At 74.3% G+C, this 24569-nt stretch carries 28 protein-coding genes and 1 other RNA gene; 21 read left to right on the top strand and 8 right to left on the bottom strand.

Annotated features, from left to right (window positions below; genetic code table 11):
• Nucleotides 1–129: 129 nt before the first annotated feature.
• Nucleotides 130–1143 carry a lysine-2,3-aminomutase-like protein gene (locus DOO78_RS24535; protein WP_111472524.1) on the bottom strand — a complete coding sequence of 338 codons (1014 nt, stop codon included), beginning with the start codon at nucleotides 1141–1143 and terminating at the stop codon, nucleotides 130–132.
• Nucleotides 1144–1261: 118 nt separating this feature from the next.
• Between DOO78_RS24535 and epmA the strand changes: the two genes are divergently transcribed.
• A complete protein-coding gene (epmA, locus tag DOO78_RS24530) occupies nucleotides 1262–2326 on the top strand; it encodes an EF-P lysine aminoacylase EpmA (protein WP_111472523.1) in 1065 nt (354 codons plus the stop codon).
• Nucleotides 2327–2439: 113 nt separating this feature from the next.
• On the opposite strand, the gene DOO78_RS24525 is transcribed toward epmA, so the two are convergent.
• The 6 genes from DOO78_RS24525 to DOO78_RS24500 form a co-directional block, all read right to left on the bottom strand.
• Nucleotides 2440–2760: a DUF2171 domain-containing protein gene (locus DOO78_RS24525; protein ID WP_111472522.1), complete on the bottom strand. Its 321-nt coding sequence runs from the start codon at nucleotides 2758–2760 to the stop codon at nucleotides 2440–2442.
• Between the two features lie 50 nt (nucleotides 2761–2810).
• The gene (locus DOO78_RS24520; RefSeq protein WP_165839065.1) at nucleotides 2811–3533 is read right to left on the bottom strand and encodes an FkbM family methyltransferase; all 723 of its coding nucleotides are present in this window, start codon (nucleotides 3531–3533) and stop codon (nucleotides 2811–2813) included.
• A gap of 34 nt (nucleotides 3534–3567) precedes the next feature.
• Nucleotides 3568–4452: a PhzF family phenazine biosynthesis protein gene (locus DOO78_RS24515; RefSeq protein ID WP_111472520.1), complete on the bottom strand. Its 885-nt coding sequence runs from the start codon at nucleotides 4450–4452 to the stop codon at nucleotides 3568–3570.
• Nucleotides 4442–5077: a thiamine phosphate synthase gene (gene thiE / locus DOO78_RS24510; protein ID WP_111472519.1), complete on the bottom strand. Its 636-nt coding sequence runs from the start codon at nucleotides 5075–5077 to the stop codon at nucleotides 4442–4444. The genes DOO78_RS24515 and thiE overlap by 11 nt, the downstream gene beginning before the upstream one ends.
• A gap of 91 nt (nucleotides 5078–5168) precedes the next feature.
• On the bottom strand, nucleotides 5169–6092 hold the full coding sequence (locus DOO78_RS24505; RefSeq protein ID WP_111472518.1) for a class I fructose-bisphosphate aldolase: 924 nt from the start codon (nucleotides 6090–6092) through the stop codon (nucleotides 5169–5171).
• A gap of 77 nt (nucleotides 6093–6169) precedes the next feature.
• Nucleotides 6170–6571 (bottom strand): hypothetical protein, encoded by a 402-nt coding sequence (locus DOO78_RS24500; RefSeq protein ID WP_128080146.1) that lies wholly within the window; start codon nucleotides 6569–6571, stop codon nucleotides 6170–6172.
• Between the two features lie 110 nt (nucleotides 6572–6681).
• On the opposite strand from DOO78_RS24500, the gene DOO78_RS24495 reads away from it, so the two are divergent.
• The 6 genes from DOO78_RS24495 (at nucleotide 6682) to DOO78_RS24470 (ending at nucleotide 9482) form a co-directional block, all read left to right on the top strand.
• Nucleotides 6682–6924 carry a hypothetical protein gene (locus DOO78_RS24495; RefSeq protein WP_111472516.1) on the top strand — a complete coding sequence of 81 codons (243 nt, stop codon included), beginning with the start codon at nucleotides 6682–6684 and terminating at the stop codon, nucleotides 6922–6924.
• Between the two features lie 4 nt (nucleotides 6925–6928).
• Nucleotides 6929–7261, top strand: coding sequence for a cell division protein ZapA (locus DOO78_RS24490; RefSeq protein WP_111472515.1), 333 nt, complete (start codon nucleotides 6929–6931; stop codon nucleotides 7259–7261).
• A gap of 68 nt (nucleotides 7262–7329) precedes the next feature.
• Nucleotides 7330–7484, top strand: a non-coding RNA gene (ssrS, locus tag DOO78_RS24485) — 6S RNA.
• Nucleotides 7471–8061, top strand: coding sequence for a 5-formyltetrahydrofolate cyclo-ligase (locus DOO78_RS24480; RefSeq protein WP_111472514.1), 591 nt, complete (start codon nucleotides 7471–7473; stop codon nucleotides 8059–8061). The genes ssrS and DOO78_RS24480 overlap by 14 nt, the downstream gene beginning before the upstream one ends.
• 239 nt (nucleotides 8062–8300) lie before the next feature.
• A complete protein-coding gene (locus tag DOO78_RS24475) occupies nucleotides 8301–9122 on the top strand; it encodes a TIGR00282 family metallophosphoesterase (protein WP_111472529.1) in 822 nt (273 codons plus the stop codon).
• A 135-nt stretch (nucleotides 9123–9257) separates the two neighbouring features.
• Nucleotides 9258–9482 (top strand): hypothetical protein, encoded by a 225-nt coding sequence (locus DOO78_RS24470; protein ID WP_111472513.1) that lies wholly within the window; start codon nucleotides 9258–9260, stop codon nucleotides 9480–9482.
• 73 nt (nucleotides 9483–9555) lie between these two features.
• On the opposite strand, the gene DOO78_RS24465 is transcribed toward DOO78_RS24470, so the two are convergent.
• A complete protein-coding gene (locus DOO78_RS24465; RefSeq protein WP_111472512.1) occupies nucleotides 9556–10185 on the bottom strand; it encodes a pyridoxamine 5'-phosphate oxidase family protein in 630 nt (209 codons plus the stop codon).
• Between the two features lie 189 nt (nucleotides 10186–10374).
• On the opposite strand from DOO78_RS24465, the gene DOO78_RS24460 reads away from it, so the two are divergent.
• The 14 genes from DOO78_RS24460 to folP all read left to right on the top strand — a co-directional run bounded on the left by DOO78_RS24460 (nucleotide 10375) and on the right by folP (nucleotide 24519).
• The gene (locus DOO78_RS24460; RefSeq protein ID WP_111472511.1) at nucleotides 10375–11124 is read left to right on the top strand and encodes a YebC/PmpR family DNA-binding transcriptional regulator; all 750 of its coding nucleotides are present in this window, start codon (nucleotides 10375–10377) and stop codon (nucleotides 11122–11124) included.
• A gap of 58 nt (nucleotides 11125–11182) precedes the next feature.
• Nucleotides 11183–11686, top strand: a complete 504-nt coding sequence (gene ruvC / locus DOO78_RS24455; protein WP_243634775.1) for a crossover junction endodeoxyribonuclease RuvC — start codon at nucleotides 11183–11185, stop codon at nucleotides 11684–11686.
• The gene (gene ruvA, locus DOO78_RS24450; protein ID WP_111472509.1) at nucleotides 11683–12309 is read left to right on the top strand and encodes a Holliday junction branch migration protein RuvA; all 627 of its coding nucleotides are present in this window, start codon (nucleotides 11683–11685) and stop codon (nucleotides 12307–12309) included. Before ruvC ends, ruvA begins: the two co-directional genes overlap by 4 nt.
• Nucleotides 12310–12389: 80 nt before the next feature.
• Complete coding sequence (gene ruvB, locus DOO78_RS24445) at nucleotides 12390–13412, top strand: Holliday junction branch migration DNA helicase RuvB (RefSeq protein WP_111472528.1); 1023 nt, start codon at nucleotides 12390–12392, stop codon at nucleotides 13410–13412.
• Nucleotides 13409–13906, top strand: a complete 498-nt coding sequence (locus DOO78_RS24440) for a YbgC/FadM family acyl-CoA thioesterase (protein ID WP_243634774.1) — start codon at nucleotides 13409–13411, stop codon at nucleotides 13904–13906. Before ruvB ends, DOO78_RS24440 begins: the two co-directional genes overlap by 4 nt.
• Nucleotides 13907–14021: 115 nt before the next feature.
• The gene (tolQ, locus tag DOO78_RS24435) at nucleotides 14022–14777 is read left to right on the top strand and encodes a protein TolQ (protein WP_165839064.1); all 756 of its coding nucleotides are present in this window, start codon (nucleotides 14022–14024) and stop codon (nucleotides 14775–14777) included.
• Nucleotides 14778–14781: 4 nt separating this feature from the next.
• Complete coding sequence (gene tolR / locus DOO78_RS24430; RefSeq protein ID WP_111472507.1) at nucleotides 14782–15312, top strand: protein TolR; 531 nt, start codon at nucleotides 14782–14784, stop codon at nucleotides 15310–15312.
• 264 nt (nucleotides 15313–15576) lie between these two features.
• Nucleotides 15577–16755, top strand: coding sequence for a hypothetical protein (locus DOO78_RS24425; RefSeq protein ID WP_111472506.1), 1179 nt, complete (start codon nucleotides 15577–15579; stop codon nucleotides 16753–16755).
• 70 nt (nucleotides 16756–16825) lie between these two features.
• On the top strand, nucleotides 16826–18193 hold the full coding sequence (tolB, locus tag DOO78_RS24420) for a Tol-Pal system beta propeller repeat protein TolB (protein WP_408887585.1): 1368 nt from the start codon (nucleotides 16826–16828) through the stop codon (nucleotides 18191–18193).
• 148 nt (nucleotides 18194–18341) lie between these two features.
• Nucleotides 18342–18818 carry a peptidoglycan-associated lipoprotein Pal gene (gene pal, locus DOO78_RS24415; RefSeq protein ID WP_111472525.1) on the top strand — a complete coding sequence of 159 codons (477 nt, stop codon included), beginning with the start codon at nucleotides 18342–18344 and terminating at the stop codon, nucleotides 18816–18818.
• 367 nt (nucleotides 18819–19185) lie between these two features.
• Complete coding sequence (locus tag DOO78_RS24410) at nucleotides 19186–20061, top strand: YbgF trimerization domain-containing protein (protein ID WP_111472505.1); 876 nt, start codon at nucleotides 19186–19188, stop codon at nucleotides 20059–20061.
• Between the two features lie 29 nt (nucleotides 20062–20090).
• Complete coding sequence (gene tilS, locus DOO78_RS24405; protein ID WP_111472504.1) at nucleotides 20091–21380, top strand: tRNA lysidine(34) synthetase TilS; 1290 nt, start codon at nucleotides 20091–20093, stop codon at nucleotides 21378–21380.
• Between the two features lie 102 nt (nucleotides 21381–21482).
• Nucleotides 21483–23405: an ATP-dependent zinc metalloprotease FtsH gene (gene ftsH, locus DOO78_RS24400; RefSeq protein ID WP_111472503.1), complete on the top strand. Its 1923-nt coding sequence runs from the start codon at nucleotides 21483–21485 to the stop codon at nucleotides 23403–23405.
• A gap of 52 nt (nucleotides 23406–23457) precedes the next feature.
• Nucleotides 23458–24519 (top strand): dihydropteroate synthase, encoded by a 1062-nt coding sequence (folP, locus tag DOO78_RS24395; protein ID WP_111472502.1) that lies wholly within the window; start codon nucleotides 23458–23460, stop codon nucleotides 24517–24519.
• Nucleotides 24520–24569: the final 50 nt, after the last annotated feature.

The following is a 24569-nucleotide window of genomic DNA, read 5'->3' as shown; positions in this document are numbered from 1 at the left end:
GCGACAACAAACCCTACGCCCCAGCCTAAAACACCACATTCACACAAAAGACAGTTGCTTGGCTTCGCCGCATGTGCGGCGGCGCCCGTTCGGGCGCTCGGCACGAATGAAGCATTCATGCCGTTGGTATTATGCCTCGTTCGCCGCGTAGTCCGGCCCGAGCGGCACCTTGCCGCCGCCCCCCGGCCGCTCCTGCACATAGACCGGCCAGGCGAGGCCAGTCACCCGGCCACGCAGCGCCCGCAGGATCGCCCGGCCCTCCTCGACCGGCACGGCGAAGCGCGCGGTGCCCGGCGCCGGGTCGAGCTGGTGCAGGTAATAGGGCTTCACCCGCGCCCGCAGCATGGCGCGGAATAGCGCCTCCAGCGCCTCCGGGCTGTCATTCACCCCGCGCAGCAGCACGCTCTGGCCGAGCAGTACCACGCCCGCGGCGTGCAGCCGGCCGAGCGCCGCCATGGCGTCGGGGGTGAACTCCCGCGCATGGTTGGCGTGGACGCAGAGATAGAGCGGCGTCTCCACCGCCAGCGCCGCCGCCAGCGTCGCCGTCACCCGCTCCGGCGCCGCGACGGGCACCCGGCTGTGGATGCGCAGGATCTCGATATGCGGCAGCGCCGCCAGCCGGGCGAGGATCATGCCCAGCCGCCGCGGCGAGAGCATCAGCGGGTCGCCGCCGGTCAGGATCGCCTCCCGCACCGCCGGCGTGCGGGCGAACCAGCCGAGCGCCGCCTCCAGCGCCGCCTCGCCCAGCACCCCGCCCTCCGGCCCCACCGCCTCGCGCCGGAAGCAGAAGCGGCAATAGACCGGGCAGGCGAGCAGCGGCTTCAGCAGCGCCCGGTCCGGATAGCGATGCACCACGCCGGGCACCGGGCTGTGCGGCGCGTCGGCGGTCGGGTCGGCCAGCTCGTGCGGCGCCGTCGCCAGCTCCGCCGGGTCGGGCAGGTATTGCCGGCCGATGGGGTCGGCCGGATCCGCCGGGTCGATCAGCGCGGCGACGGCGGGGGTGACCGAGATGCTGTAGCGTTCGGCGACCGCCATCGCCCCCGGCAGCGCCGCGGCCGGGATCAGCCCGGCCGCCTGCAACGCCTCCGGCGTCGTCAGCGTGCGCTCCGGGCGCTCGGGGCGGGGCAGGGGTCCGTCGGGCATGATCGCCGCTCCTATAGGCCGGGCGGCCGGCCGCGGGAACGCCAGGATGGCCGCGCCGCCGGGGATGCGGCAGGGTCGGCGGATCGCCCCCCGTCAACGCCCCGCCCGCAGGCCCGCCATGCCCGACCCGGCCACCCTCGCCACGCCCAGCCCGGCCTGGCATCCCGAGAGCCTCGCCGCCCGGCTGCCCTTCCTCGAGCGCCGCGCCGCCCTCACCGCCGCGACCCGCGCCTTCTTCACGGCCCGCGGCTACCGCGAGGTCGAGACCCCCTGCCTGGTGCCGGTGCCCGGGATGGAGGTGCATCTGCAGGCCTTCCGCAGCGAGTACCTGCCGCATCTCGGCGCCGGCACGCGGCGCACCCTCTGGCTGCGGACCTCGCCCGAGCTCGCCCTGAAGCGGCTGCTGGTGGCCGGCGCCGGGCCGGTCTTCGAGCTGGCCCGGGTCTGGCGCAACGGCGAGGCGAGCCCGCGCCACGCGCCCGAGTTCACCATGCTGGAATGGTACCGGCCGGGCCTCGGCCTCGAGGGCATGATGCGGGAGACGGAGGATTTCGTCCGCGCCGTCTGCCCGCCCCTGGTCGCGCATGGCGGCGTCGAGACCGATCTCCGCCTGCCCTTCGAGCGCCTCTCCATGGCCGAGGCCTTCCGCCGCTGGTGCGGCGGCCTCGACCTGCTGGCGACGGTGACGCCGGAGGGGGCGGGCGATGCCGCGGCGCTCGGCCGGGCGGCGGCGGCGATCGGCCTGCCGCCGCGGCCGGGGGAGGGGTGGGAGGACCTCTTCTTCCGCCTGCTGCTGGAACGGGTGGAGCCGCGCCTCGGCCGCGAGCGCGCCACCTTCCTCACCCATTGGCCGGCGCCGCAGGCCGCGCTCGCCCGGCGCGACCCGGCCGATCCGCGCGCCGCGCTCCGCTTCGAGCTCTTCGCCGGCGGGATCGAGCTGGCCAATGCCTTCGACGAGCTGACCGATCCGGCCGAGCAGCGCGCCCGCTTCGTGGCCGATGTGGCGGAACGCCGCGCCCGCTACGGCGAGGCGGGCTGGGAGGTGGACGAGGAATTCCTCGCCGCCCTCGCGCATGGCATGCCGGAGGGCAGCGGCATCGCCCTCGGCTTCGACCGGCTGGCCATGCTGGCCGCCGGGGCGCGGCGCATCGAGGATGTGCAGTGGCTGCCCTTCGCGCCGTGAGGGCGCGCGGCGTCTCCCTCATACCAGGCGCAGGACGGTTTCACCGCCCTGCGCCTCGAACGCCGGGCGCAAACCTCCCGCTTGCTCGGCTTCGCGGCGTCGTGCGACGGGTATCAGGCCCGCCCGGCCTGCGGGCCGCCATCATCGGGCTGGCCGAATTCCCGCCGGCCATCCGGGTCGAGCGCCATCCGCCGCTGCGCCTCGTCCTCGTCCAGCGCCGCCGCCGCCGCATCCGCGGCGGTGACCGAGAGGCGCAGCCCGCCCGCCTCGATCCCGGCCACCAGGGCGAGGGGCAGCCAGCGGTAGCGGCCGCCGGAGGCCGCCTCGCTGCGGGCCAGCTTGAGATAGGTGCCGTCGCGGTGCTCGACCCGGCCGACCGGGTGGTCGTCGCTGCCGATCACCGGCATGCCCGGTTCGATCGCCATCTCCTCCATGCCGTGCCTCCCTGCCCCTCGCCGGCAGAACGAGGCGCCGCCGCCCCGGTTCAGCCCGCCTCGGCGGCGCGCAGCTGCGCCAGCATGGCCGCGGCCGATTCGCGCGGCAGGACGTAGAAGACGAAGACATAGGGATCGGAGGCCTCGAACACCGCCGGGTTCGGGCTCGCCCGCTGCATCCGGTCCCGGTCGAAGCCCGCCATGGGCTGCCAATCGCCCCAGAACTCCCAGAAGGCGTCGTAGCCCAGCGCGTCGAGATAGGCCGGCACCGCCCAGGTGGAGCCCCGCCGGTGCCGCTCCTCGATCTCGATCGAGAGGATGGGGCGGCAGCGGAGCAGCGTCTCGCGCGCCCCGCGCAGCACCTCGTACTCCGCCCCCTCGGCATCGAGCTTCACCGCGGTGAGGTCGGTGAGCCCGAAGCCGTCGAGCCGGCGGACCGGCACCTGCCACCGCTGCTCGGCCACGCGTGGGTCGAGGCCGGCATAGGTCTTGGCGGTGCTCGCCCATTGCTCCTGCGGCACGCCGTCGAGCACCGGCAGGGCGAGGGTGATCTCGCCCTCCGCCGCGCCGAGCGCCTCCGGCCGCAGCGTGACGTTGCCGAGCCCCGCGGTCGCCGCCCGCAACCGGGCGAAGGCGCCCGGCAGCGGCTCGAAGGCGAGGACGCGGCTGTCCGGCAGGCTGGCGAAGGGCAGGGTGAAGGCGCCGTCATGCGCGCCGATATCGAGCAGCGTGCCCGGCCGGTGCAGGGTGCGGTGGAAGCCGAGCTCGTCCAATCCCATCCCCTCCGCTGCGCGCCGCCCGACCGGCTCAACCGACGCTGATCCACCCCTCCGAGACCGGCACCACGCCGCCGCCGACCGCGCAACGGATGGCGCCGTCGCCGGCCCGCCAGGCGCGGGCGGCGAGGCGGGAGGGGCGGCCCATCTCGATGCCCTGCTCGATCTCGAGCGACAGGCGCTCCCCGCCGCCCGCCCGCAGCAGCAGCCCGGCCAGCGCGACCGTGGCGCTGCCGGTCGCCGGGTCTTCCGGCACCCCGACCAGCGGGCCGAACATCCGCGCCCGGCGCCGGCCATCGGGGAGGGCGACATGCAGGTGCAGGCCGACCGCCGCGTCCGCCGGTAGGTGGCGGCGGAAGGCGGCGGCATCGGGCATCGCCGCGGCGAGGGCGGCCGGGTCCGCCAGCTCGGCCAAGCCGAAGGGATTGCCGCAGCCGGCGATCACCGGCGGATGCGTCACGCTGCGCACCGCCGCGACGGGCAGGCCGAGGCAGGCGGCGACCGCCTCGGGCGCGAGCGGCGCCATCTCGGCGAAGGGCAGCGGCGCCTCGATCTCGGCCCCCGTCACCGCGCCGCCGGCATCGCGCAGCAGCCGCGCCGCGACCCGCCCCGCCGCCTGGTCGAGGGCGATGCCGTCGCCGGCCAAGCCGAGGCGGCGGGCGAGCATCGCCGCCGTGCCGACATTCGGATGGCCGGCGAAGGGCAGCTCCGCCCCGGGGGTGAAGATGCGGATCCGCGCCGCGGCGCCGGCAGCCTCCGGCGGCAGGACGAAGACGGTCTCGGAGAGGTTGAACTCGCGCGCGACGCGCTGCATCGCGGCGCCATCCAGCGCCTCGCCGCCCCACACCACGGCGAGCGGGTTGCCGCCGAAGCGCTGCTCGGTGAAGACGTCGCAGGTGGCGAATTCAAGCCGCATCGCCCGCCTCCGCGATCGCCCGCTGCATCGCCCGGACGCCGGCGGCCGGGCCCTCGGGATGGTTCCACACCGCCCCGACCACCGCCAGGAAATCCGCCCCCGCCCGCACCAGGGGGGCGCAATTGGCCGCGGTGATGCCGCCGATCGCCACGCAGGGGATCTCGAACATCTCCGACCACCATTCCAGCAGGTCGGTGCCGGCGCGGTGCCGCGCCTCCTTCGTCGTGGTCGGGAAGAAGGCGCCGAAGGCGACGTAATCGGCGCCGGCCTCGCCCGCCAGCATGGCTAGGTGGCGGCTGTCGTGGCAGGTGATGCCGAGGATGCGGCCCTCGAGCAGCCGGCGGCCCTCGGCGTGGTCGCCATCCTCCTGGCCGAGATGCGCGCCGTCGCAGCCGAGCTCGGCGGCCAGCGCCGCGTCGTCATTCAGCAGGAAGGCGACGTCGCGGGCCTGGGCGATCGGCATCAGCGCCTCGACGGCGCGGCGGACCGCGTCCGGCGGCGCCTCCTTCAGGCGGAGCTGCAGGCAGGCCACGTCGCCGGCATCGAGCGCCGCCGCCAGCCGGTCCGGGAAATCCGGCGGCAGGATGGGCGGGGTGATGAGGTAGAGGCGGCAGGGGGCGTCCATGGCGGCTGAATGCCGCGCCGGGACGGGTTTGGGAAGCGCCGAGGGGGAGGGGGGACGATGGCGCGGTCGGCGCCGCCGTCCCGTCCCGGCCTCAGCTGGCCGGGGTCTGGTAGATCTCGATGATCGAGGAGAGCAGGTTCAGCGCGTCCGCCTTCGAGCGCTGGAAGGCGTTGCGGCCCATGATGGAGCCGTTGCCGCCCGCGGCGTGGATGGCGCGGACCTCCTTCAGGATGTCCTCCGTGCCCTTCGCCTCGCCGCCCGAGAAGACCACGAGCCGGCGGCCGCCGAAGCAGGCCTGCACCACGTGCTTGAAGCGCGCGACCTCGTCGTTCACGTCGACCGGGTACTTCTCGTAGGTCTTCTTCGCGGCATCGAGCGAGATCGCCGAGGTCGGCGGCTTCACCTTGATGATGTGGGCGCCGAGCAGCGCCGCCATATGCGCCGCATAGGCGCAGATATCGAGCGCCGTCTCGCCGGTCTTGTCGAGCATCGGGCCGCGCGGGTAGCTCCAGACCACCACGGCGAGGCCGACGGACTTCGCCTCCTCGGCCAGCTCGCGCAGCTCCTCCATCATCTCGAACTGGTATTCCGAGCTCGGATAGATGGTGAAGCCGATCGCCGAGCAGCCGAGGCGCAGCGCGTCGGAGACGCTCCCGGTCACCGCCTGGTCCTTCGTGGTGGACAGGCTGTTCGAGGAGTTCACCTTCAGGATGGTCGGGATGGCGCCGGCATAGGAGGAGGCCCCCGCCTCGATCATGCCGAGCGGCGCGGCATAGGCGTTGAGCCCCGCCTCGAGCGCCAGCTCGAACATGTAGCGCGGGTCGTAGCCGGCCGGATTCGGCGCGAAGCTGCGGGCCGGGCCATGCTCGAAGCCCTGGTCCACCGGCAGGATCACCACGCGGCCGGTGCCGCTCAGCTTGCCCGCCATCAGGATCCGGGCAAGGTTCGCCTTGGTGCCGGGATTGTCGCTCTCATACCAGGAGAGGATCTCTTTCACCTTCGGCGTGAGCTGCATGGCGTATACCCTTTCGCTGGTGACGAGTCTGGAGCGGCGAGTCTGGTCGCGGGATGTAGCGCGAGGTTGCCGGCCTGTCACCCGGCGCCTGCCAACCATGCCGCGAGTCTGGCCCGGCCGCCGGCACGCGTGAGGTCGAGGCGGCCGAGGTCGAGGGACGCCGGCCGGCCGGGATGGAGGCAGGCGCCGACCTCGCTGGCCGCGGCGGCGACGGCGGCGAAGCCGGGGCAGCCCGGATCGAGCACCAGCGCCCGCAGCCCGGCCCTGAGCGCCATCAGCGCGAGGCCCGGCGCATCGCCGCAATCGAGCAGCGCGGCGGCCGGCACGCCCGGCACCGCCGCCCGCGCCGCGCCCAGGATCGCCAGGAACCAGGGCGCGCCGAGCGTGGCCGCGGCGCCCGGCGCCGAGAGCAGCGTCACGCCCCGCGGCCCGGCCAGGCGGAGGGCGAGTTCCGCCCCGGCCGCGTCATGCACGGTCACCGCAGGCGGCAGCCGCCGCCGTTGACCCGTCCCGGTCGCCATGCCAAGCCTTGCAGCACGCCCGGAATCCCGCGTCCAGCGCGGCCGGCGACGGCAATTGCGGAACAGGCATGAGCGATCCAGGGGACCCGGTGGCGATGGCGACGGCACGGCTGGAATCCGCCGTCGAGAAGCTGGTCTCGGCGCTGAGCCGCCCCCGGCCGCCGGCGGAGGAGGGCGAGATGGTGCCCCGCGCCGAGGTGGCCGCCATGGCGGAGCGGCTGGACGCGACCATCGCGCGGCTGCGGCTGGCGCTGGCCGAGGAGCTGCGGGCCGGCGAGACGGGCGACGGGCAGCGGGACGGGGGAGAGTAGCGGCGTGGGGCAGGTCACCGTCCGGGTCAATGGCTACCAGCACACCATCGGCTGCAAGGATGGCGAGGAGGCGCATGTCCTCGACCTGGTGCAGCAGATCGAGGAGAAGGTGCGGCTGATCCGCGCCATGGGGGGGCAGTTCTCGGAATCCCGCATGCTGCTGCATGTGGCGCTGCTGCTGGCCGATGAGGGCTCCGACCTGCGGACCGAGCTGGTGCGGGCGCGCTCCGGCCTGGCGCCGGCCGCGCCGGCCGCCCCCGATCCGCAACTGGCCGAGCGGTTGGCGCGCATCGCCGAGCGGATCGAGGGGCTCGCCCAGACGCTCGACCGCGGCTGAGGCGACCAGCGCCGCTTTTTCGCCGGGCGGCGCTGGTCGCCCGCGGGCCGGCATCCTATATCACCGGGGCGGGGCTGCCCGGCGCGTCAGGCAATTCATCCCCGGGGCCAATAAGCATCCTCCGGGAGCTGGCTCTGTCCGGATCGTGGTCCGGGTATCTGGCGCCCACCTGCTAACGCAGGCCTTGGGAGGATGATACGCCAACGGCCATGGTGGCTCCGCACTCTTCCACCGCTCCCCATTGCGACCTGCTGCTGCGCGAGGTGAAGGCCGAGGCGCGCCGCCAGGCCCTGGCCCGCCGCGCCGGTTGCGACCCGGCGCTCGGCGCGGGGCTGGCCGAGACGCTGCTCGCCGCGATGCCGCCGCCGGCGGGCGCGGTCGTCGCCGGCTTCTGGCCGATGGGCCAGGAGATCGACATCCGGCCGCTGCTCCTCGCGCTGGCCGGGCGCGGCCATCCCATCGCCCTGCCGGTGACGCCGCGGCGCGGCCTGCCGCTCGCCTTCCGGCGCTGGCGGCCGGGCGAGCCGCTGGGCCGCGGCCCCATGGGCACCAGCCAGCCGGTTGCCGGCGAGGCGCTGCGTCCGGACTGGGTGCTGGTGCCGCTGCTCGCCTTCGACCGGGCCGGGCGGCGCCTCGGCTATGGCGGCGGCTATTACGACCGCACCCTGGCCGGGCTGCCGGGCGCGACGGCCATCGGCTGCGCCTTCGCCTGCCAGGAGCTGCCCGAGGTGCCGGCGGGGCCCGATGACTGGCCGCTGCAGGCGGTGCTGACCGAGGCCGGGCTGCACCGCTGCGGCTGACCGGCGGCGGCTCGTTCCCCGGGCCGATCCCCGCATCCGGGCCTTCGCGCCCTCCCGCGATCTGCTCTATGGCGGGTCGACATTCATGCCTGAACGTCGACCCGCCGTGGATCCTTGGCTGTAGAGCATCTTCACGCGTCCGGGCGTTCGCGCCCTCCCGCGATCTGCTCTAGCATCGCCCCGCCCCGCGCGGCGGGGTGGGCATGGCCGGCCCCGGGGCGGTCCGGGAGGCCAGGGGCGTGCGCATTCTCTTTCTCGGCGATGTGGTGGGCCGCAGCGGCCGGGATGCCCTCGTCGCGGCGCTGCCCGGCTTGCGCGCGGCGCTGCGGGTCGAGCTCGTCGTGGTGAATGCCGAGAACGCCAGCCATGGCTTCGGCCTGTCGCCCGAGATGGCGCGGGCCATCCTCGGCGCGGGGGCGGATGTGATCACCCTCGGCAACCATGCCTGGGACCGCAAGGAGATCATCCCGGCCCTGGAGCAGGAGCCGCGCATCCTGCGGCCGCTGAACTTCCCCCCCGGCACGCCGGGGCGCGGCGCGACCGTGGTGGCGGTGCCGGGCAACCGCAAGGCGCTGGTGGTCAACGTCATGGGGCGGCTCTTCATGGACCCGCTCGACGACCCCTTCCGCAGCGTCCAGGCCGAGATCCAGCGGCACCGCCTGGGGGCGGGCGGGACCATCCAGGCGAGCGTCATCGACCTGCATGCCGAGGCGAGCTCGGAGAAGCAGGCCTTCGGCCACAGCTTCGATGGGCTGGTCAGCCTGGTCGTCGGCACCCACACCCATGTGCCGACCGCCGACCACCAGATCCTGCCGGGCGGCACCGCCTACCAGACCGATGCCGGCATGTGCGGCGACTACGACAGCGTCATCGGCATGCAGAAGGGCGGGGCGGCGCTGCGCTTCTGGCGCAAGATGCCGGGCGAGCGCCTGGCCCCGGCGGAGGGCGAGGCGACGCTCTGCGGGCTCTTCGTCGAGACCGACGACGCGACCGGGCTGGCGCGGCGGGTGGAGCCGGTGCGCCAGGGCGGGCGGCTGTCGCAGGTGCTGCCGCAGCCCTGAGCCGCCCATGCGGACCACCGCGCCGCAAAACAACCATTGGTTGATTCATCGCGCGTTGCTACAAACATAATTTTGTCATGGCGCCCGGGCCTCGCCTCTTGGCACACTCACCTCTAGCAGAGCGGGGAGGTGATCATGAATCGCCCTCGGGACCATCGCTTCGCACCGGGTGCCTCGGTTCTGGGCGGCGCCGCCGGCGGGCTCAGCTATGAGGGTCTGATGCGGGATGCCATGGCGACGGAGGAGCGGCTGCGCCGGCAGCAGCAGCCGGGCCGGATCCGCATCGTCCCCCGTAGCCAGATGCAGTCCCGCCGGCCCGAGGCCGGCCGACAGGAACAGGCCCGCATCGCCGGCCAGTGAGCCGGGCGCGCCGGATCGGCCGGGGCCCCGTGGCCCCGAGCCCCCCGCCGCGCCGCACTCGCCCCGGGATGGGTCAGTACATCGTCTCCTGCAGCCGCTGCGGCGCCTCGGCATCGTAGCTCGCCGGCGTCACCAGCCCGCCGGTATGGGCGGCCAGCATCTCGCCCATGCTCGGCACCGCCCGCGGCCGCTCCCGCCCGCCCCAGATCTTCGAGCGCAGGATCGACTTGGCGCATTGCATGTAGACCTCGCCGACCGTGACCAGCACCACGGTGGCCGGCACCTTCTCCTGCACCGTGAAGCGGGCGCGGAGCGTCGGGTCGGCGGTGATCCGCGCCTGGCCGTTGATCCGCAGCGCCTCGCCGACGCCCGGGACCAGGAACAGCAGGGCGACGGCCGGGTTGGCGATGATGTCGCGCAGCCCGTCGAGGCGGTTGTTGCCGCGCCGGTCCGGCAGCGCCAGGGTGCGGTCGTCGAGGGCTTCCACGAAGCCCGGCGCGTCGCCGCGCGGCGTCGCATGCACCCCCTGCGGCCCGACCGTCGCCAGGACGCAGAAGGGCGAGGCGGCGATGAAGGCGAGGGTGCGCTCCTCCAGCCGGTGCGCCACCTTCTTCATCACCAGCTCCCGCGGCGGGTCGTAGATCGCGCCGAGCTGCTCGAGCGTCGTCACGGCGAAGGGGTCGGCTGGGGTGAGGCTGTCCATGCCGGCAGCCTGGACCAGCCGGGCCCGGCGCCGCAAGCGATATGGTTGCCGCCTGGCCCGGCGGGGCCCGGGGCGGAAACGGGAGGCGGCAACCAGGGCGGCACCAGGACAGGCGCCGGTGGCGCGGGCCGCGCCATGGCGCTATAAGCCCTTCCTCATCCGCAATCTGAAGATGCTGGAGCCCCTGCCATGGCGGGCCACTCGCACGCCAAGAACATCATGCACCGCAAGGCGACGCAGGGCGCCAAGAAGGCCCAGGCCTTCGGCAAGCTGATCCGCGAGATCACGGTCTCGGCCAAGCAGGGCCTGCCCGACCCGGCGATGAACCCCCGGCTGCGCGCCGCGGTGAAGGCGGCGCTGACCGCCAACATGACCCGCGACACCATCGACCGCGCCATCAAGCGGGCCAGCACCGCCGGCCAGGGCGAGGATTTCCAGGAGGTCCGCTACGAGGGCTACGGACCCTATGGCGTGGCCATCATCGTCGAGGCGCTGACCGACAACCGCAACCGCACCGCGGGCGATATCCGCAGCGCCTTCGCCAAGGCCGGCGGGGCGCTCGGCGAGACCAACTCGGTCAGCTTCCAGTTCGAGCGCAAGGGGGTGATCTGGTTCCCCGGCCTCGCCGACCAGGCCGAGGCGATGCTCGAGGCGGCGATCGAGGCCGGCGCGCTCGATGTCGAGTCCGACGAGGAGGGGCACGAGGTCACCTGCGCGCCGGAGGATTTCTTCGCCGTGCGCGACGCCCTCGAGACCCGCTTCGGCAGCCCGGAGAGCGCTCGCATCGAATGGGTGCCGACGGTGCGCATCGACCTCGACGAGGAGAAGGCGCGCGAGATCCTGAAGCTGCTCGACCGGCTCGACGAGAGCGACGACGTGCAGAATGTCTTCGCCAATTTCGAGGTGTCGGAAGACGTCTCGCAGCGGCTCTCGGCCTGAGCATGCGCGGCGCGGTGCGCCGGTGAGGCAGGGTGGCCAGGTGGGCGGCCAGCCGGCGGTGCGGCTGCTCGGCCTCGATCCCGGGCTGCAGCATACCGGCTGGGGCCTGGTCGAGAGCGCCGGCAGCCGGCTGCGGCATCTCGGCGACGGCGTCATCTCGACCGCGGCGGCCGAGCCGCTCGCCGCCCGGCTCTGCACCCTGCACCGGGCGCTCGCGGCGCTGCTCGAGCAATGGCGGCCGGACGAGGCGGCGGTCGAGCATACCTATGTCAACAAGAACCCCGGCGCGGCGCTGAAGCTCGGCCAGGCCCGCGGCGTGGTGCTGCTCGCCCCGGCGCTGGCCGGCTTGCCGGTCGCGGAATACCAGGCGATGGAGATCAAGCGCGCCGTGGTCGGCACCGGCCATGCCGAGAAGGCGCAGGTCGAGGCGATGGTCCGCCGCCTGCTGCCCGGCGCCGTCATCCGCCGCGCCGATGCCGCCGACGCGCTGGCGGTGGCGATCTGCCACGCGCATCACCGCGGCACCCGCGCGGCCCTCGCCCGCGGCTATGTCCCGGCATGATCGGCAAGCTCACCGGCCGGCTGGATGGCGTGCATGAGGGCGGCTGCGTGCTCGACGTGAACGGCGTCGGCTACCTCCTCGCCTGCTCGCGCAAGACGCTCGACGCGCTCTCGGCGCGCGAGGGGGTGCAGAAGGTGCTGGTCGAGACGCATCTGCGCCAGGACGCCATCACCCTCTACGGCTTCGCCGATGCCGCCGAGCGCGAGGCCTTCCTCGCCCTGATCGAGGTGAAGACGGTCGGGCCGCAGAAGGCGCTGCTGGTCCTCTCCGGCCTCCGCCCGGAGGAGCTGGCGCGGGCGATCGCCGCCAAGGAGCGCAAGCGCCTGGCCGAGGTGAAGGGCCTCGGCGCGGCGACCGCCAACCGCATCATCGACGAGCCCGCGATGCAGAAATGGGCGGTCGGCCGGGCGACGCCGGAGGCCGATGGCAGCGGTGCCGTGGGCATCGCCCTGCCGGCGCCGGAGGCCGACGACGCGACGGCCGATGCCGTCTCGGCGCTGGTCAATCTCGGCTGGAAGCGGCCGGAGGCGCAGGCGGCGGTGAACCGCGCCCGCGCCCGGCTCGGCGCCGAGGCGCCGCTCGAGGGCCTGATCCGCGACAGCCTGAAGGCGTTGGCGCGGTGAGCGGCGCGGGCGAGCGCAAGCCCCGCGGCGGCCCCCGCCGCGCCGCCGCCCCGCCGGCCGAGGCGGGGACCGAGGAGCGCATCACCAGCCCGGACCGCACCGAGGAGGATGCCGCCGAGGCGACGCTGCGGCCGCAGACGCTCGCCGACTTCACCGGCCAGCAGGCGACGCGGGAGAACCTCGCCGTCTTCATCCAGGCGGCCCGCGACCGCGGCGAGGCGCTCGACCACGTGCTGCTGCACGGCCCGCCCGGCCTCGGCAAGACGACGCTGGCGCAGATCGTGGCGCGCGAGCTCGGCGTCGGCTTCCGCGCCACCAGCGGCCCGATCCTGCAGCGCGCCGGCGACCTTGCGGCGATCCTGACCAACCTGCAGCCGCGCGACGTGCTCTTCGTCGACGAGATCCACCGGCTGCAGCCGGCGCTGGAGGAGACGCTCTACCCGGCGATGGAGGATTTCCAGCTCGACCTCATCATCGGCGAGGGGCCGGCGGCGCGCACCGTGCGCATCGACCTGCCGCCCTTCACCCTGGTCGGCGCCACCACCCGCTCCGGCCTGCTGGCGCAGCCGCTGCGCGACCGCTTCGGCATCCCGCTGCGGCTGCAATTCTACACCCCTGAGGAGCTGCTGCGGATCGTGACGCGCGGCGCCTTCAAGCTCGGCTTCGCGCTGTCGGAGGAGGGGGCCTGGGAGATCGCCCGCCGCTCCCGCGGCACGCCGCGCATCGCCGGGCGGCTGCTGCGCCGGGTGCGCGACTTCGCCGCGGTCGGCGGCGTGGCGGCGGATCGCACCATGGTGGACGGGGCGCTGACCCGGCTCGAGGTGGATGCCAAGGGGCTGGACGCGATGGACCGCCGCTATCTCCGGCGCATCGCGGTGCACCACAATGGCGGCCCGGTCGGGGTCGAGACGCTGGCCGCGGCGCTCGCCGAATCGCGCGACACGCTGGAGGACGTCATCGAGCCCTACCTGATCCAGGAGGGGCTGGTGCTGCGCACGCCGCGCGGCCGCATGCTCGGCGTGACGGGCTGGCAGCATCTCGGCCTCAGCCCGCCGGCCGGCTTCGCCATCCAGCCCGACCTGCTGGCCGGGGGCGAATCGTGAGCCGCGCCGGGCCGCCCGGCCTCCGCCAGGCGCCCGCGGCGCCGGCGCATCGCTGGCCGCTCCGGGTCTATTTCGAGGACACCGATGCGGGCGGGATGGCCTATCACGCCAACTACTTGCGCTGGGCGGAGCGGGGCCGGACGGAATCCTTGCGGGCCATGGGCTTGCCGCATCAGATGCTCATGGAAGGTCACCATTCGATACTCGTGGTGCGGCGCATCGAAGTGGAGTATTGGCGGCCCGCCAGGCTCGATGACGCAGTCGTGGTCGAAACCAGGGTTGCCTCCGTCCGCGGCGTCACCCTGCTGCTCGACCAGCGGGTGGTCGCCGACGGGGCGGCGGAGGCCGGGGCGGGGCCGCTGGCGGCGCTGCGGGTCGAGCTGGCCTGCATCGACCGCGGCAGCCTGCGGCCGCGGCGCATCCCGGAGCCCTGGCGCTCGGCGCTCGAGGCCGTGGCGCCCGGCGGCGCGGCCGGAGCGGGGACTGGGGGTTAGAGCGTGATCGCCCGGGGCGGAAACGCCGAGGGCGTGACTCACGCGGCTCAACAACACGGTCTAGGCGGATCGGCCGGTCGGGGGGATCGGCCGCCGCAGCGGATGGAGTGATGCGGTGGATCGCAGCGTGACCGCGACGGATCTGGGTGCAGCGATGCACGACCTGTCGCTCTGGGGCCTGTTCGTGCAGGCGGACTGGGTCGTGAAGCTGGTCATGCTCGGCCTGCTGCTCGCCAGCGTCTGGGTCTGGGCCATCGTCTTCGAGAAGGTGACGAGCCTGCGCCGGGTGAACCGCGCGGCGGATGCCTTCGAGGACGCCTTCTGGTCCGGCGGCAGCCTGGATGAGCTCTACCGGAAGGAGGGCGACCGGCCCTCGCACCCGATGGCCGCGGTCTTCGTCGCCGCCATGCGGGAATGGCGCCGCGGCGCCCAGCGGCTCGGCGGCTCCGACCTCGTCGCCGCCGGGCTGAAGGAGCGGATCGACCGCAGCATGGCCGTCACCGTGCAGCGGGAGATGGAGCGGCTGGAGCGCTGGATGGTCTTCCTCGCCTCGGTCGGCTCGGTCGGGCCCTTCGTCGGCCTGTTCGGCACGGTCTGGGGTATCATGAACAGCTTCGCGGCCATCGCCGGCATGCAGAACACCAACCTCGCCGTGGTGGCGCCGGGCATCGCCGAGGCGCTGTTCGCCACCGCGATCGGCCTCGTCGCCGCCATCCCGGCGGTGCTCGCCTACAACAAGATCACCACCGACCTGGCGCGCTTCGCCGGCCGGCTCGAGGGCTTCGCCGCCGAGTTCGGCAGCATCCTCTCGCGCCAGACCGAGACCGCGCTCGGCGATCCGGCGCGCAACGCGGCGCCGGTCGCGGAATAGCGCCATGGCCGTCTCGCTCACGCCCGGCCGGGGGCGCAGCCGCTACCGCCCGATGGCCGAGATCAACGTCACGCCGCTGGTCGACGTGATGCTGGTGCTGCTCATCATCTTCATGGTGGCGGCGCCGCTGATGACCGTCGGCGTGCCGGTCGACCTGCCGAAGACCCAGGCCAGCGCCCTCAATCAGGACAACGAGCCGATCACCATCTCGGTCAATCCCGAGGGCAAGATCTTCCTGCAGGAGACCGAGGTGCCGATCGAGAACCTGGTCGCGCAGCTGCAGGCGATCGCCCGCGAGCAGCCGGAGGGGGCGCCGGAGCGGCGCATCTTCGTCCGCGGCGACAAGGCGATCAGCTACGGCCGGGTGATGGAGGTGATGGGCACGATCAGCGCCGGCGGCTTCAGCAAGGTGGCGCTGCTGGCCGAGCAGCCCGCCGGCCGGCCCGCCACCGCGCCGGCGCCGACGGGCCGCCCGGCCGCGCCGACCGCCTCCCCCCCGGGCGGCCGGCCGCAGCCGGCGCCCGGCTCGCGCTAGGCTCGACCGCGTCCGGGCATCGGGGCCCGGGCGCCTGCATCGGCCCCGCCGCGGGCGACGCCACCCATGGCCGGCCGGGCCATGGTCAATAGATCGGAGCCGCTTCCATGCCCCAGTCGGGGCGGAGCGGACTCCGGCGAGGCGCCGGCCTCGCGGCGGACCCGCCGGGCGCGGGCCGCTCCGGGACCGGCGGGCGGATCGGGCAAGCAGGATTGCGTGGACGTGGATATGGCGCCGGGGGGCGCGGCAATGCCGCCGAGGGGAATGCGGTTCTGGGGCCTGGTTTCGGCGGCGCTGCATGTCGCGCTGCTGGTGCTCGGCCTCGTCTTCGGCCTGCCGCGGCCGTTGCAGGAACCACGGGAGGAGGCGATCGCGGTGGAGGTGGTCACGACGCCGCAGCTGGCCCAGGGCGAGCAGCCGGCGCCCGTCGCCGGCCCGCCCAGCGTGACCCAGCCGGCGCGGCCGGAGCCGCCGGGCGAGACGCGGGTGGCCGAGGCGCTGCCGAGCCCGCCGCCGCCACCACCCCCGCCGCCGCCCGCGCCCGCCCCGGCCCCGGCGCCGCAGGCCCTGCCGAAGCCGAGCGCGCCGCCGCCCGAGCCGGCGCCGAAGCCGCCGCAGCAGGTTGCCGAGGCCAAGCCGCGCCCGGCGCCGCCGCCCGAGCCGGCGCCGAGCCCGCTGCCCCTGCCGCCGCCGCCCATCCCGATGCCGGCGCCGCCGAAGCCGGTCGCCGAGGCCAAGCCCGAGAAGGTGGAGAAGCCCGAGAAACCGGAGAAGCCGGACAAGCCCGAGAAGGTGGAAAAGCCGGAGAAGCCGGAGAAGCCGGCGCCGAAGCCGCAGCAGGTGGCCGAGGCGAAGCCGGAGAAGGCCGAGAAGCCGAGCCCCACCCCGGCCCCCGCGCGCCCCGAGGCCACGGTGCCGCGCCCGCCGGCGCCGACGCCGCCGCAGCCGAGCAAGGAGGCCGGCACCGGCCGCACGCCGCCGGTGCAGAAGCCGCAGGCGGACAGCCGCAGCGTGCTGAACACGCTCGACAAGCTGATGCAGTCGGCGCAGCAGAGCCGGCCGCCGACCGGCAAGCCGAGCCCGGCCGCCGGCAGCCCGCAGCAGGGCGGCGGCGCGCCGACCGGGACCGCGACGCTCTCGGCCGGGGAGAAGGCCGGGCTCGCCGACAAGATCAGCGAATGCTGGTCGGTCGATGGCGGCGGGCTCGGGATCAACAGCGTCGTCGTGGAGCTGCGCGTCGATGTCGATGCCGGGGGGGTGGTGCGCAATGTCCGCGCCAACGGCTCGCCGCCGAGCGAGCCGCGCGCCCGCTCGGTCTACGAGGCGGCGCGGCGGGCGCTGCTCGATCCGAAATGCAACCCGCTGCCGCTGCCGCGCGAGCGCCTCGCGGCGCTGCGCGACACCATCTTCCGTTTCAACCCGCGCGACCTCGGCCTGCGCTGACCGGCCGCCGCGACCCGGCATCGCGGCGGCCCCCCGGCCGTTCTCGCGCCATACTTCCAGGAGGATACGCATGACCCCGGATGAGAAGGCGATGGCGGGCTTCCTCACGCGCCGCGCCGCGCTGTTCGGCGGCCTCGCCCTTGGCCTGCCGTCGCTGAGCGGCCCGGCCCGCGCCCAGAGCTCGGTCGTCGACATCACCCGCGCCCGCACCGACCCGATCCCGATCGCGGTGCCGGATTTCGCCGGCAGCGGCGACGGCCAGCGCGTCGGCCGCGACATCGCCCGGGTGGTGGTCAACAACCTGAAGAATTGCGGCCTGTTCCGCCCGGTGGACCGCGCCGCCTTCATCCAGACCGCCGAGGCGGCGGCGGCGGTGCCGCGCTTCCAGGACTGGCGGGTGATCGGCGCCCAGGCGCTGGTCACCGGCCGGGTGGATGCCGGCAGCGACCGGGTGCGGGTGGAGTTCCGCCTCTGGGACGTGCTGCCCGAGCAGCAGATCCAGGGCACCGCCTTCACCGCCCCGGCCGCTAATTGGCGCCGCATCGCGCATCTGATCTCGGACGTGATCTATGAGCGGCTGCTCGGCGAGAAGGGGTATTTCGACACCCGCGTGGTCTATGTGGCCGAGACCGGCCCGCGCGACCGCCGCACCCGGCGCCTCGCCATCATGGACCAGGATGGCGAGAACCACCGCTTTCTGACCGATGGCTCCTCGGCGGCGCTGACGCCCCGCTTCCACCCGAACGCGCAGCAGATCGCCTTCATGTCCTATGCGCGCGGCGAGCCGAAGGTCTACCTGTTCAACCTCGATGGCGGGCGGCCGGAGCCGCTGGGGAATTTCCCCGGCATGACCCTCTCGCCCCGCTTCAGCCCGGACGGGCGCAGCGTGGTGCTCTCCGCCACCCGCGGCAACGACGCCAACATCTATGTGGTCGATCTCGGCTCGCGGCGGGAGCGGCAGCTTACCTCGGGCGGCGGGCTCGACGTCTCGCCCTGCTTCTCGCCCGATGGCAGCCAGATCGTCTTCAACTCCGACCGCGGTGGCGACCAGCAGCTCTACGTCATGTCGGCCGATGGCGGCGGCATCCGCCGCATCTCCTTCGGCCGCGGCCGCTACGCGACGCCGGTCTGGTCGCCGCGCGGCGACCTCATCGCCTTCACCCGCTTCGGCGGGGCAGGGGGGCAGTTCGGCATCGGGGTGATGCGGCCGGACGGCTCGGGCGAGCGGATCCTGACCGAGGGCTGGGGCATGGAGGGGCCGACCTTCGCGCCGAATGGCCGGGTGATGATGTTCTTCCGCGAATCGCCGGCGCGCGACGCCCGGGGCGGCGGCTATTCCTCGCGGCTCGCCTCGATCGATGTCGCCGGCTTCAACGAGCGGCAGATCCTGACGCCGACCGACGCCTCGGACCCGGCCTGGTCGCCGCTGCTGTCCTGAACGGCGGGGGGCGGCCGGCGGCCTTCGCTTTGCTGCGAGCCCGCCGCTCCCCCGGTGGATCTCCTTGACCGTCTCGACTGCGAGTTGTAACGCCCCCGGAGGATATTCCGCAGCCGTTCGCTGCTTCGCTGGAAGGACCAGAGGGATGATCAACACCAGGTTGCTCGGCGCCTTCGCCGCGATCGCCTTGCTCGCGGCCTGCGAATCCTCGAAGGACTCGGCCGCGACCGGCACCGGCGCGGCGACCACCGGCAGCACGATCCGGCCCGGCAGCCAGGAGGACCTGATCGCCCAGGCCGGCAGCGACCGCGTCTTCTTCGACTACGACAGCAGCGCGATCCGCGAGGACCAGCGCCCGACCCTGCAGCGCCAGGCGGGCTGGCTCGGCGGCAATCCCGCGGTCACCGTCACCGTCGAGGGCCATACCGACGAGCGTGGCACGCGCGAGTACAACCTCGCCCTCGGCCAGCGCCGGGCGAATGCCGCGCGCGACGCGTTGGTCGTCGGCGGCGTCGCCGGGGGGCGGATCTCGACCATCTCCTACGGCAAGGACCGGCCGGCGGCGCTGGGCTCGAACGAGGATGCCTGGGCGCAGAACCGCCGCGCGGTGACGGTCGTCCGCTGATCGCGCCGCCTCCGCCCCTCGAGCGGACACGCTCGAGCGGGTGAAGAGGATCTGAAAACAACGCGCTGGAGCATGTGCCGCGACCGCAGGCGAGCGGACAACGCTCCAGCCCGGCGCGGCCGCGCATCGGCGGCCATCGCGGGCGCGCCTTCTGCCTTCACGGCCGTGTCCCTCGCTTCGGGCGGGTCTCTCCCAGCGCGTTCCGCTCCGCCCCCGGCTCTTCGTCCGTGGCGCAGGATTCCGCGCCCGGACGTTCACGCCCCCCCGCGATCTGCTCTAAAAGCCGGCCAACGCCCGGCGACGGCGCGGGGCGGGAGCCGGCTCCTCCCCCGCGCCGCCCTGCCGCGTGAGCCCGATCGGAGAACCGATGCGACGCGTCCTGGCCGCCCTCCTCCTCGCCACGCCGCTGCTGCTGCCGGGCGCCCGCGCCTGGGCGCAGGCCGAGAGCCGCGAGGGGATCTATCTGCAGAACCAGATCCTGCAATTGCGCCAGGAGCTCGATCAGCTCCGCCGCGGCGGCGGCGCCGCGGCCCCGGTGCCGGTTCCGCGCGGCGCTGCCCCCGCCGCGCCGCAGGGCGAGCTGGTGGGGGCGCTGCTCGACCGGGTTTCCACCCTCGAGGAGGAGACCCGCCGGCTGCGCGGCCGGCTCGACCAGGCGGAGTACCAGAACCGCACCCTGGCGCAGCAGGTCGAGAAGCTGCAGGGCGATCTCGACTACCGGCTGCAGCAGGTCGAGGGCGGCACGCCACGCGCCGCCGCGCCCGCCGCCCCCGCGCCACGGGCGCCGAGTCCCGGCCAGTCCCTGCCGCCGGTGGCCGGCGGGGCGGCCGCCGCGCCGGCCACCACCCCGGCCGTGGCGCGAACGCCGGAGCGGGCGCTGGCCGAGGGCCAGGCGGCGCTCGCCCGCCGCGACTATGCGGCGGCCGAGGTGGCGGCGAAGGAGGCGCTGGCCGCCCGCGGCAGCCCGCGCGCCTATGACGCGCGGCTGCTGCTCGCCGATGCCGAGTATGGCCAGCGCAACTGGCAGGATGCGGCCGTCGCCTATGGCGAGGCCTACAAGGCGAACCAGAAGGGCAGCCGGGCCGCCGAGGCGCTGGTCGGCTTCGGCAGCTCGCTGGCCAATCTCAACCAGAAGCGCGAGGCCTGCGACGCCTTCGCCCTGGTGCAGAGCGAGCATCCGCAGCTCCGCGGGGCGCTGAAGGAGCGGCTGGAGGCCGGGCGACAGCGGGCCGGCTGCCGGTGAGGCCGGGCGCGGCCTGACGGGGCCGGGCCGTGGCGGCGGCCGACCTGCCGCTCGGCCCGGCGGAATTCGCCGGGCTGATGGCGCCGCTCGGCCCCTTCGGCGCCTCGCCCCGCCTGGCGGCCGGCGTCTCCGGCGGCCCGCACAGCCTGGCGCTGGCCCTGCTCGCCGCGGACTGGGCGCGGGCGCGCGGCGGCAGCCTGCTCGCGCTCATCGTCGATCACGGGCTGCGGCCGGGGAGCGCGGCCGAGGCGGCCGGCGTCGCGGCGCAGCTCGCCGGGCGCGGCATCGCCGCCCGGATCCTCGGCCTTGGCCTCGCCGCCGGCCCCGGCCTGCAGGCGCGGGCGCGCGAGGCCCGCCACGCCGCGCTGCTGCGGGCCTGCGGCGAGGTGGGCCGGCCCTGGCTGCTGCTCGGCCATCACCGCGGCGACCAGGCCGAAACCCTATTGCTGCGGGCCTTCCGGGGCAGCGGCGCGGCGGGACTCGCCGCCATGGCGGCGGTACGGGCGGCGCCCGAGGCCCTGCTGCTCCGCCCGCTCCTTGCCATCCCGCCGGCGCGGCTGGAGGCGGTGGTGCGGGCCGCCGGCCTCGCCCCGGTCCGCGACCCGAGCAATGCCGATGCCCGCTTCGGCCGCGTCGCCCTGCGCGCCGCGCTGGCCGATCCGGCGGGCACCGGCGCGGCGGTCGAGGCCCTGGCCGCGGCGGCGGCCGGATTCGCCGCCCGGCGTGGGCGCGGGGAGGGGGCGCTGGCGGCGCGGCTCGCCGAGGCGGTGCGGCTCCACCCGACCGGCCATGCCACGATCGATCCCGCGCGGCTCGGCGAGGATGCGCTGGCCGATGCCGGCCTCGGCGCCCTGGTCCGGCTGGTCGGCGGCGGCGCCTTCCCGCCGGCGCCGGCGGCGGTCGCGGCGCTGCGCCGGCGCGGCGGCGGGACGCTCGGCGGCGCCATCCTGCGCCGCAGCCGGGGGGGCGGCCGGGGCGGCTGGCTGCTGGCCCGCGAATCCGCCGCCGTGGCGCCGCCGGTCGCGGCGGTGCCCGGGGCGGGCTGGGACGGGCGCTTCCGCCTGCTCGCGGTTGGCCGGCCCGGCTGCAGCCTTGGCGCGCTCGGGGCCGATGCCGCCGGGCTGCGGCGCGCGGCGCCGGGCCTGCCGGCGCTGGTCCTGGCCACCCTGCCGGCGATCCGGCAGCACGGCGCGCTGGTCGCCGTGCCTTGTCTCAGCTATCCTGACGCCGAATGCTGCGCCGAATTCCCCATGCTTCTCGCCCCGACTGCCGGACCGGTGACCGGGGGAGCCGAATGGCGAGGTCGTGTGGCCCATTAACCGCCGGGAATTCCTCCCTATCTAGAACCCGGCAGAATCACGGGCATGGCGCCCAAGGGTTCATGGCCCGCAGGGGCCATGGCGGGAACAGGATATGAATCGGTGAACAATTTCGGCCGTAACCTGGCACTTTGGGTCATCGTGGCGCTGCTGCTCGTAGCGCTCTTCAACCTGTTCCAGCCCAGCGGGTCGGGCCAGCGGGGGGCGCAGCAGGTCGCCTATTCCGACTTCTTGAACGAGGTCGGCGCCGGCCATGTCCGCGACGTGGTGATCCAGGGCCGCACCGTCAGCGGCCAGCTCTCGGATGGGCGGACCTTCCAGACCTACACGCCGGAAGACCCGGCCCTGGTCGGCAAGCTGACCGAGAAGGGCGTGCGGGTGGTGGCCCGGCCGGAGGAGAGCGACGTCAACCCGCTCTTCCACTACCTGCTCTCCTGGTTCCCGATGCTGCTGCTGATCGGCGTCTGGGTGTTCTTCATGCGCCAGATGCAGTCGGGCGGCGGCCGCGCCATGGGCTTCGGCAAGTCCCGCGCCCGGCTGCTGACCGAGAAGCAGGGCCGCGTCACCTTCGAGGACGTGGCCGGCATCGACGAGGCCAAGGGCGAGCTGGAGGAGATCGTGGAATTCCTGCGCGACCCGCAGAAATTCCAGCGCCTCGGCGGCAAGATCCCGAAGGGCGTGCTGCTGGTCGGCCCGCCCGGCACCGGCAAGACCCTGCTGGCCCGCGCCATCGCCGGCGAGGCGAATGTCCCCTTCTTCACCATCTCGGGCTCCGACTTCGTCGAGATGTTCGTCGGCGTCGGCGCCTCCCGCGTGCGGGACATGTTCGAGCAGGGCAAGAAGAACGCCCCCTGCATCATCTTCATCGACGAGATCGACGCGGTCGGCCGGCATCGCGGCGCTGGCCTCGGCGGCGGCAATGACGAGCGCGAGCAGACCCTGAACCAGATGCTCGTCGAGATGGACGGCTTCGAGTCGAATGAGGGCGTGATCCTCATCGCCGCCACCAACCGGCCGGACGTGCTCGACCCCGCCCTGCTGCGCCCCGGCCGCTTCGACCGGCAGGTGGTGGTGCCCAACCCGGATGTGATGGGCCGGGAGAAGATCCTGCGCGTGCATATGCGCAAGGTGCCGCTGGCCTCGGATGTCGATCCGAAGACCATCGCCCGCGGCACGCCGGGCTTCTCGGGCGCCGACCTGGCGAACTTGGTGAACGAGGCGGCGCTGCTGGCCGCCCGCACCGGCCGCCGCACCGTCGGCATGCACGAGTTCGAGCAGGCCAAGGACAAGGTGCTGATGGGCGCCGAGCGCCGCAGCCTGGTGATGTCCGAGGACGAGAAGCGGATGACCGCCTATCACGAGGCGGGCCATGCCCTCTGCGCCCTCAAGCTGCCGGAATGCGACCCGGTCCATAAGGCGACGATCATCCCGCGCGGCCGGGCGCTGGGCTTGGTGATGTCGCTGCCGGAGGGCGACCGCTACTCCAAGCACAAGTCGAAGCTGCTCTCGGAGCTCGCCATGGCCATGGGCGGCCGCGTGGCCGAGGAGCTGATCTTCGGCTCCGACAAGGTCTCGAACGGCGCCTCGGGCGACATCAAGATGGCCACCAACCAGGCCCGCATGATGGTCACCGAATGGGGCATGTCCGAAAAGCTCGGCATGATCGCCTATGGCGAGAACAGCCAGGAGGTCTTCCTCGGGCATTCCGTGACCCAGTCGAAGAACCTCTCCGAGGCCACGGCGCAGCAGATCGACGGCGAGATCCGCCGCATCATCGACGAGGCCTATGCCAAGGCCCGGTCGCTGCTCTCCGAGAACATCGACGAGCTGCACCTGCTGGCCAAGGGGCTGCTGGAGCACGAGACCCTCTCGGGCGACGAGATCCGGCAGGTGATCCGCGGCGAGCCGATCATCCGCAACCGCCCGGACGAGCCGGTGCCGCAGGGCCGCGGCAGCGTGCCGAGCAGCGGCCGGGCGCCGCGGCCGAGCGGCGGGCTGAACCCCGGTCCCGCCCCCGCCACCTGATGCTTGGCGGGCTCGGGCGCCGCGGGCGTCCGGGCCCAGGGCAGCCGGCGACATGACCGGGCGTTGGATCGAGCCGCTGGGCCTCCTCGAGGGGCCGGCGGCTTCGGCCTGTCTGGCGCAGGGCTCCGCCCTGCCGCTGCTGGGCGGGCCCCTGGCCTTTCCCCTGGTGCGGCTGCTGGCCGAGGGCCGCGTCATCGGTATCCTGCCGGTCCAGGCCATTCCCGGCGCCTGGCAGCCCCTGCTGCTGCCGCTGACCCGCCGGCCGCCCGACTTCGCCGGCATCGCCCCCCGCAGCCCGGGCCGGCCGTTGGTCATGGGCATCGTCAACGTCACGCCGGATAGCTTCTCGGATGGCGGCGAGACCGCCGGGGCGGCGGCGGCCATCGCCCGCGGCCATGCCATGCTGGCCGCCGGCGCCGACCTGCTCGACATCGGCGGCGAGAGCACCCGCCCGGGCGCCGATCCGGTGACCCCGGAGGAGGAGATCCGCCGCATCCTGCCGGTGGTGCGCGAGCTCGCCTGCGCCGCGCCGGTCTCGGTCGATACGCGGCATGCCGCCACCATGGCGGCAGCGCTGGAGGCCGGGGCGGAGATCGTCAACGACGTCACCGCCCTCCGCCACGATGCGGCGGCCGCCGGCGTGGTGGCGGCGGCCGGGGCGCCGGCCGTGCTGATGCACATGCCGGGCACCGAGCCGCGGACCATGCAGGCCGAGGCCCGCTACGGCGACGTGGTGCTGGAGGTGGCGGAATTCCTGCGCGCCCGGGTGGCGGCGCTGGAAGGCCAGGGCATCCCCCGCAGCCGCATCGCCATCGATCCCGGCATCGGCTTCGGCAAGACCATGGCGCACAACCTGGCGCTGCTCGAGCGCCTGCCGCTGCTCGCCGGCCTCGGCTGCCCGATCCTGGTCGGCCTCTCCCGCAAGCGCTTCCTCGGCCGGCTCAGCGGCATCGCCGAGGCGGCGCGGCGGGTCGTGCCGAGCCTCGCCGGGGCCCTCTTCGCCGCCTCCCGCGGCGCCGCCATCCTCCGCGTGCACGACGTGGCCGAGACGGTGCAGGCGCTCGCCGTCTGGCAGGCCGCAGCCGCGGGCGAGGCGCCCGAGGAGGCCGTCTGACGCACGGTTTGATGGACCACAGGCACGGCTTTCGCTACTTGGGGGATTGG

The organism is Roseicella frigidaeris (assembly GCF_003258945.1).
In the GTDB taxonomy this organism is placed as follows: Bacteria; Pseudomonadota; Alphaproteobacteria; order Acetobacterales; family Acetobacteraceae; genus Paracraurococcus; species Paracraurococcus frigidaeris.
This window is presented reverse-complemented; position numbering and strand designations above follow the sequence as displayed.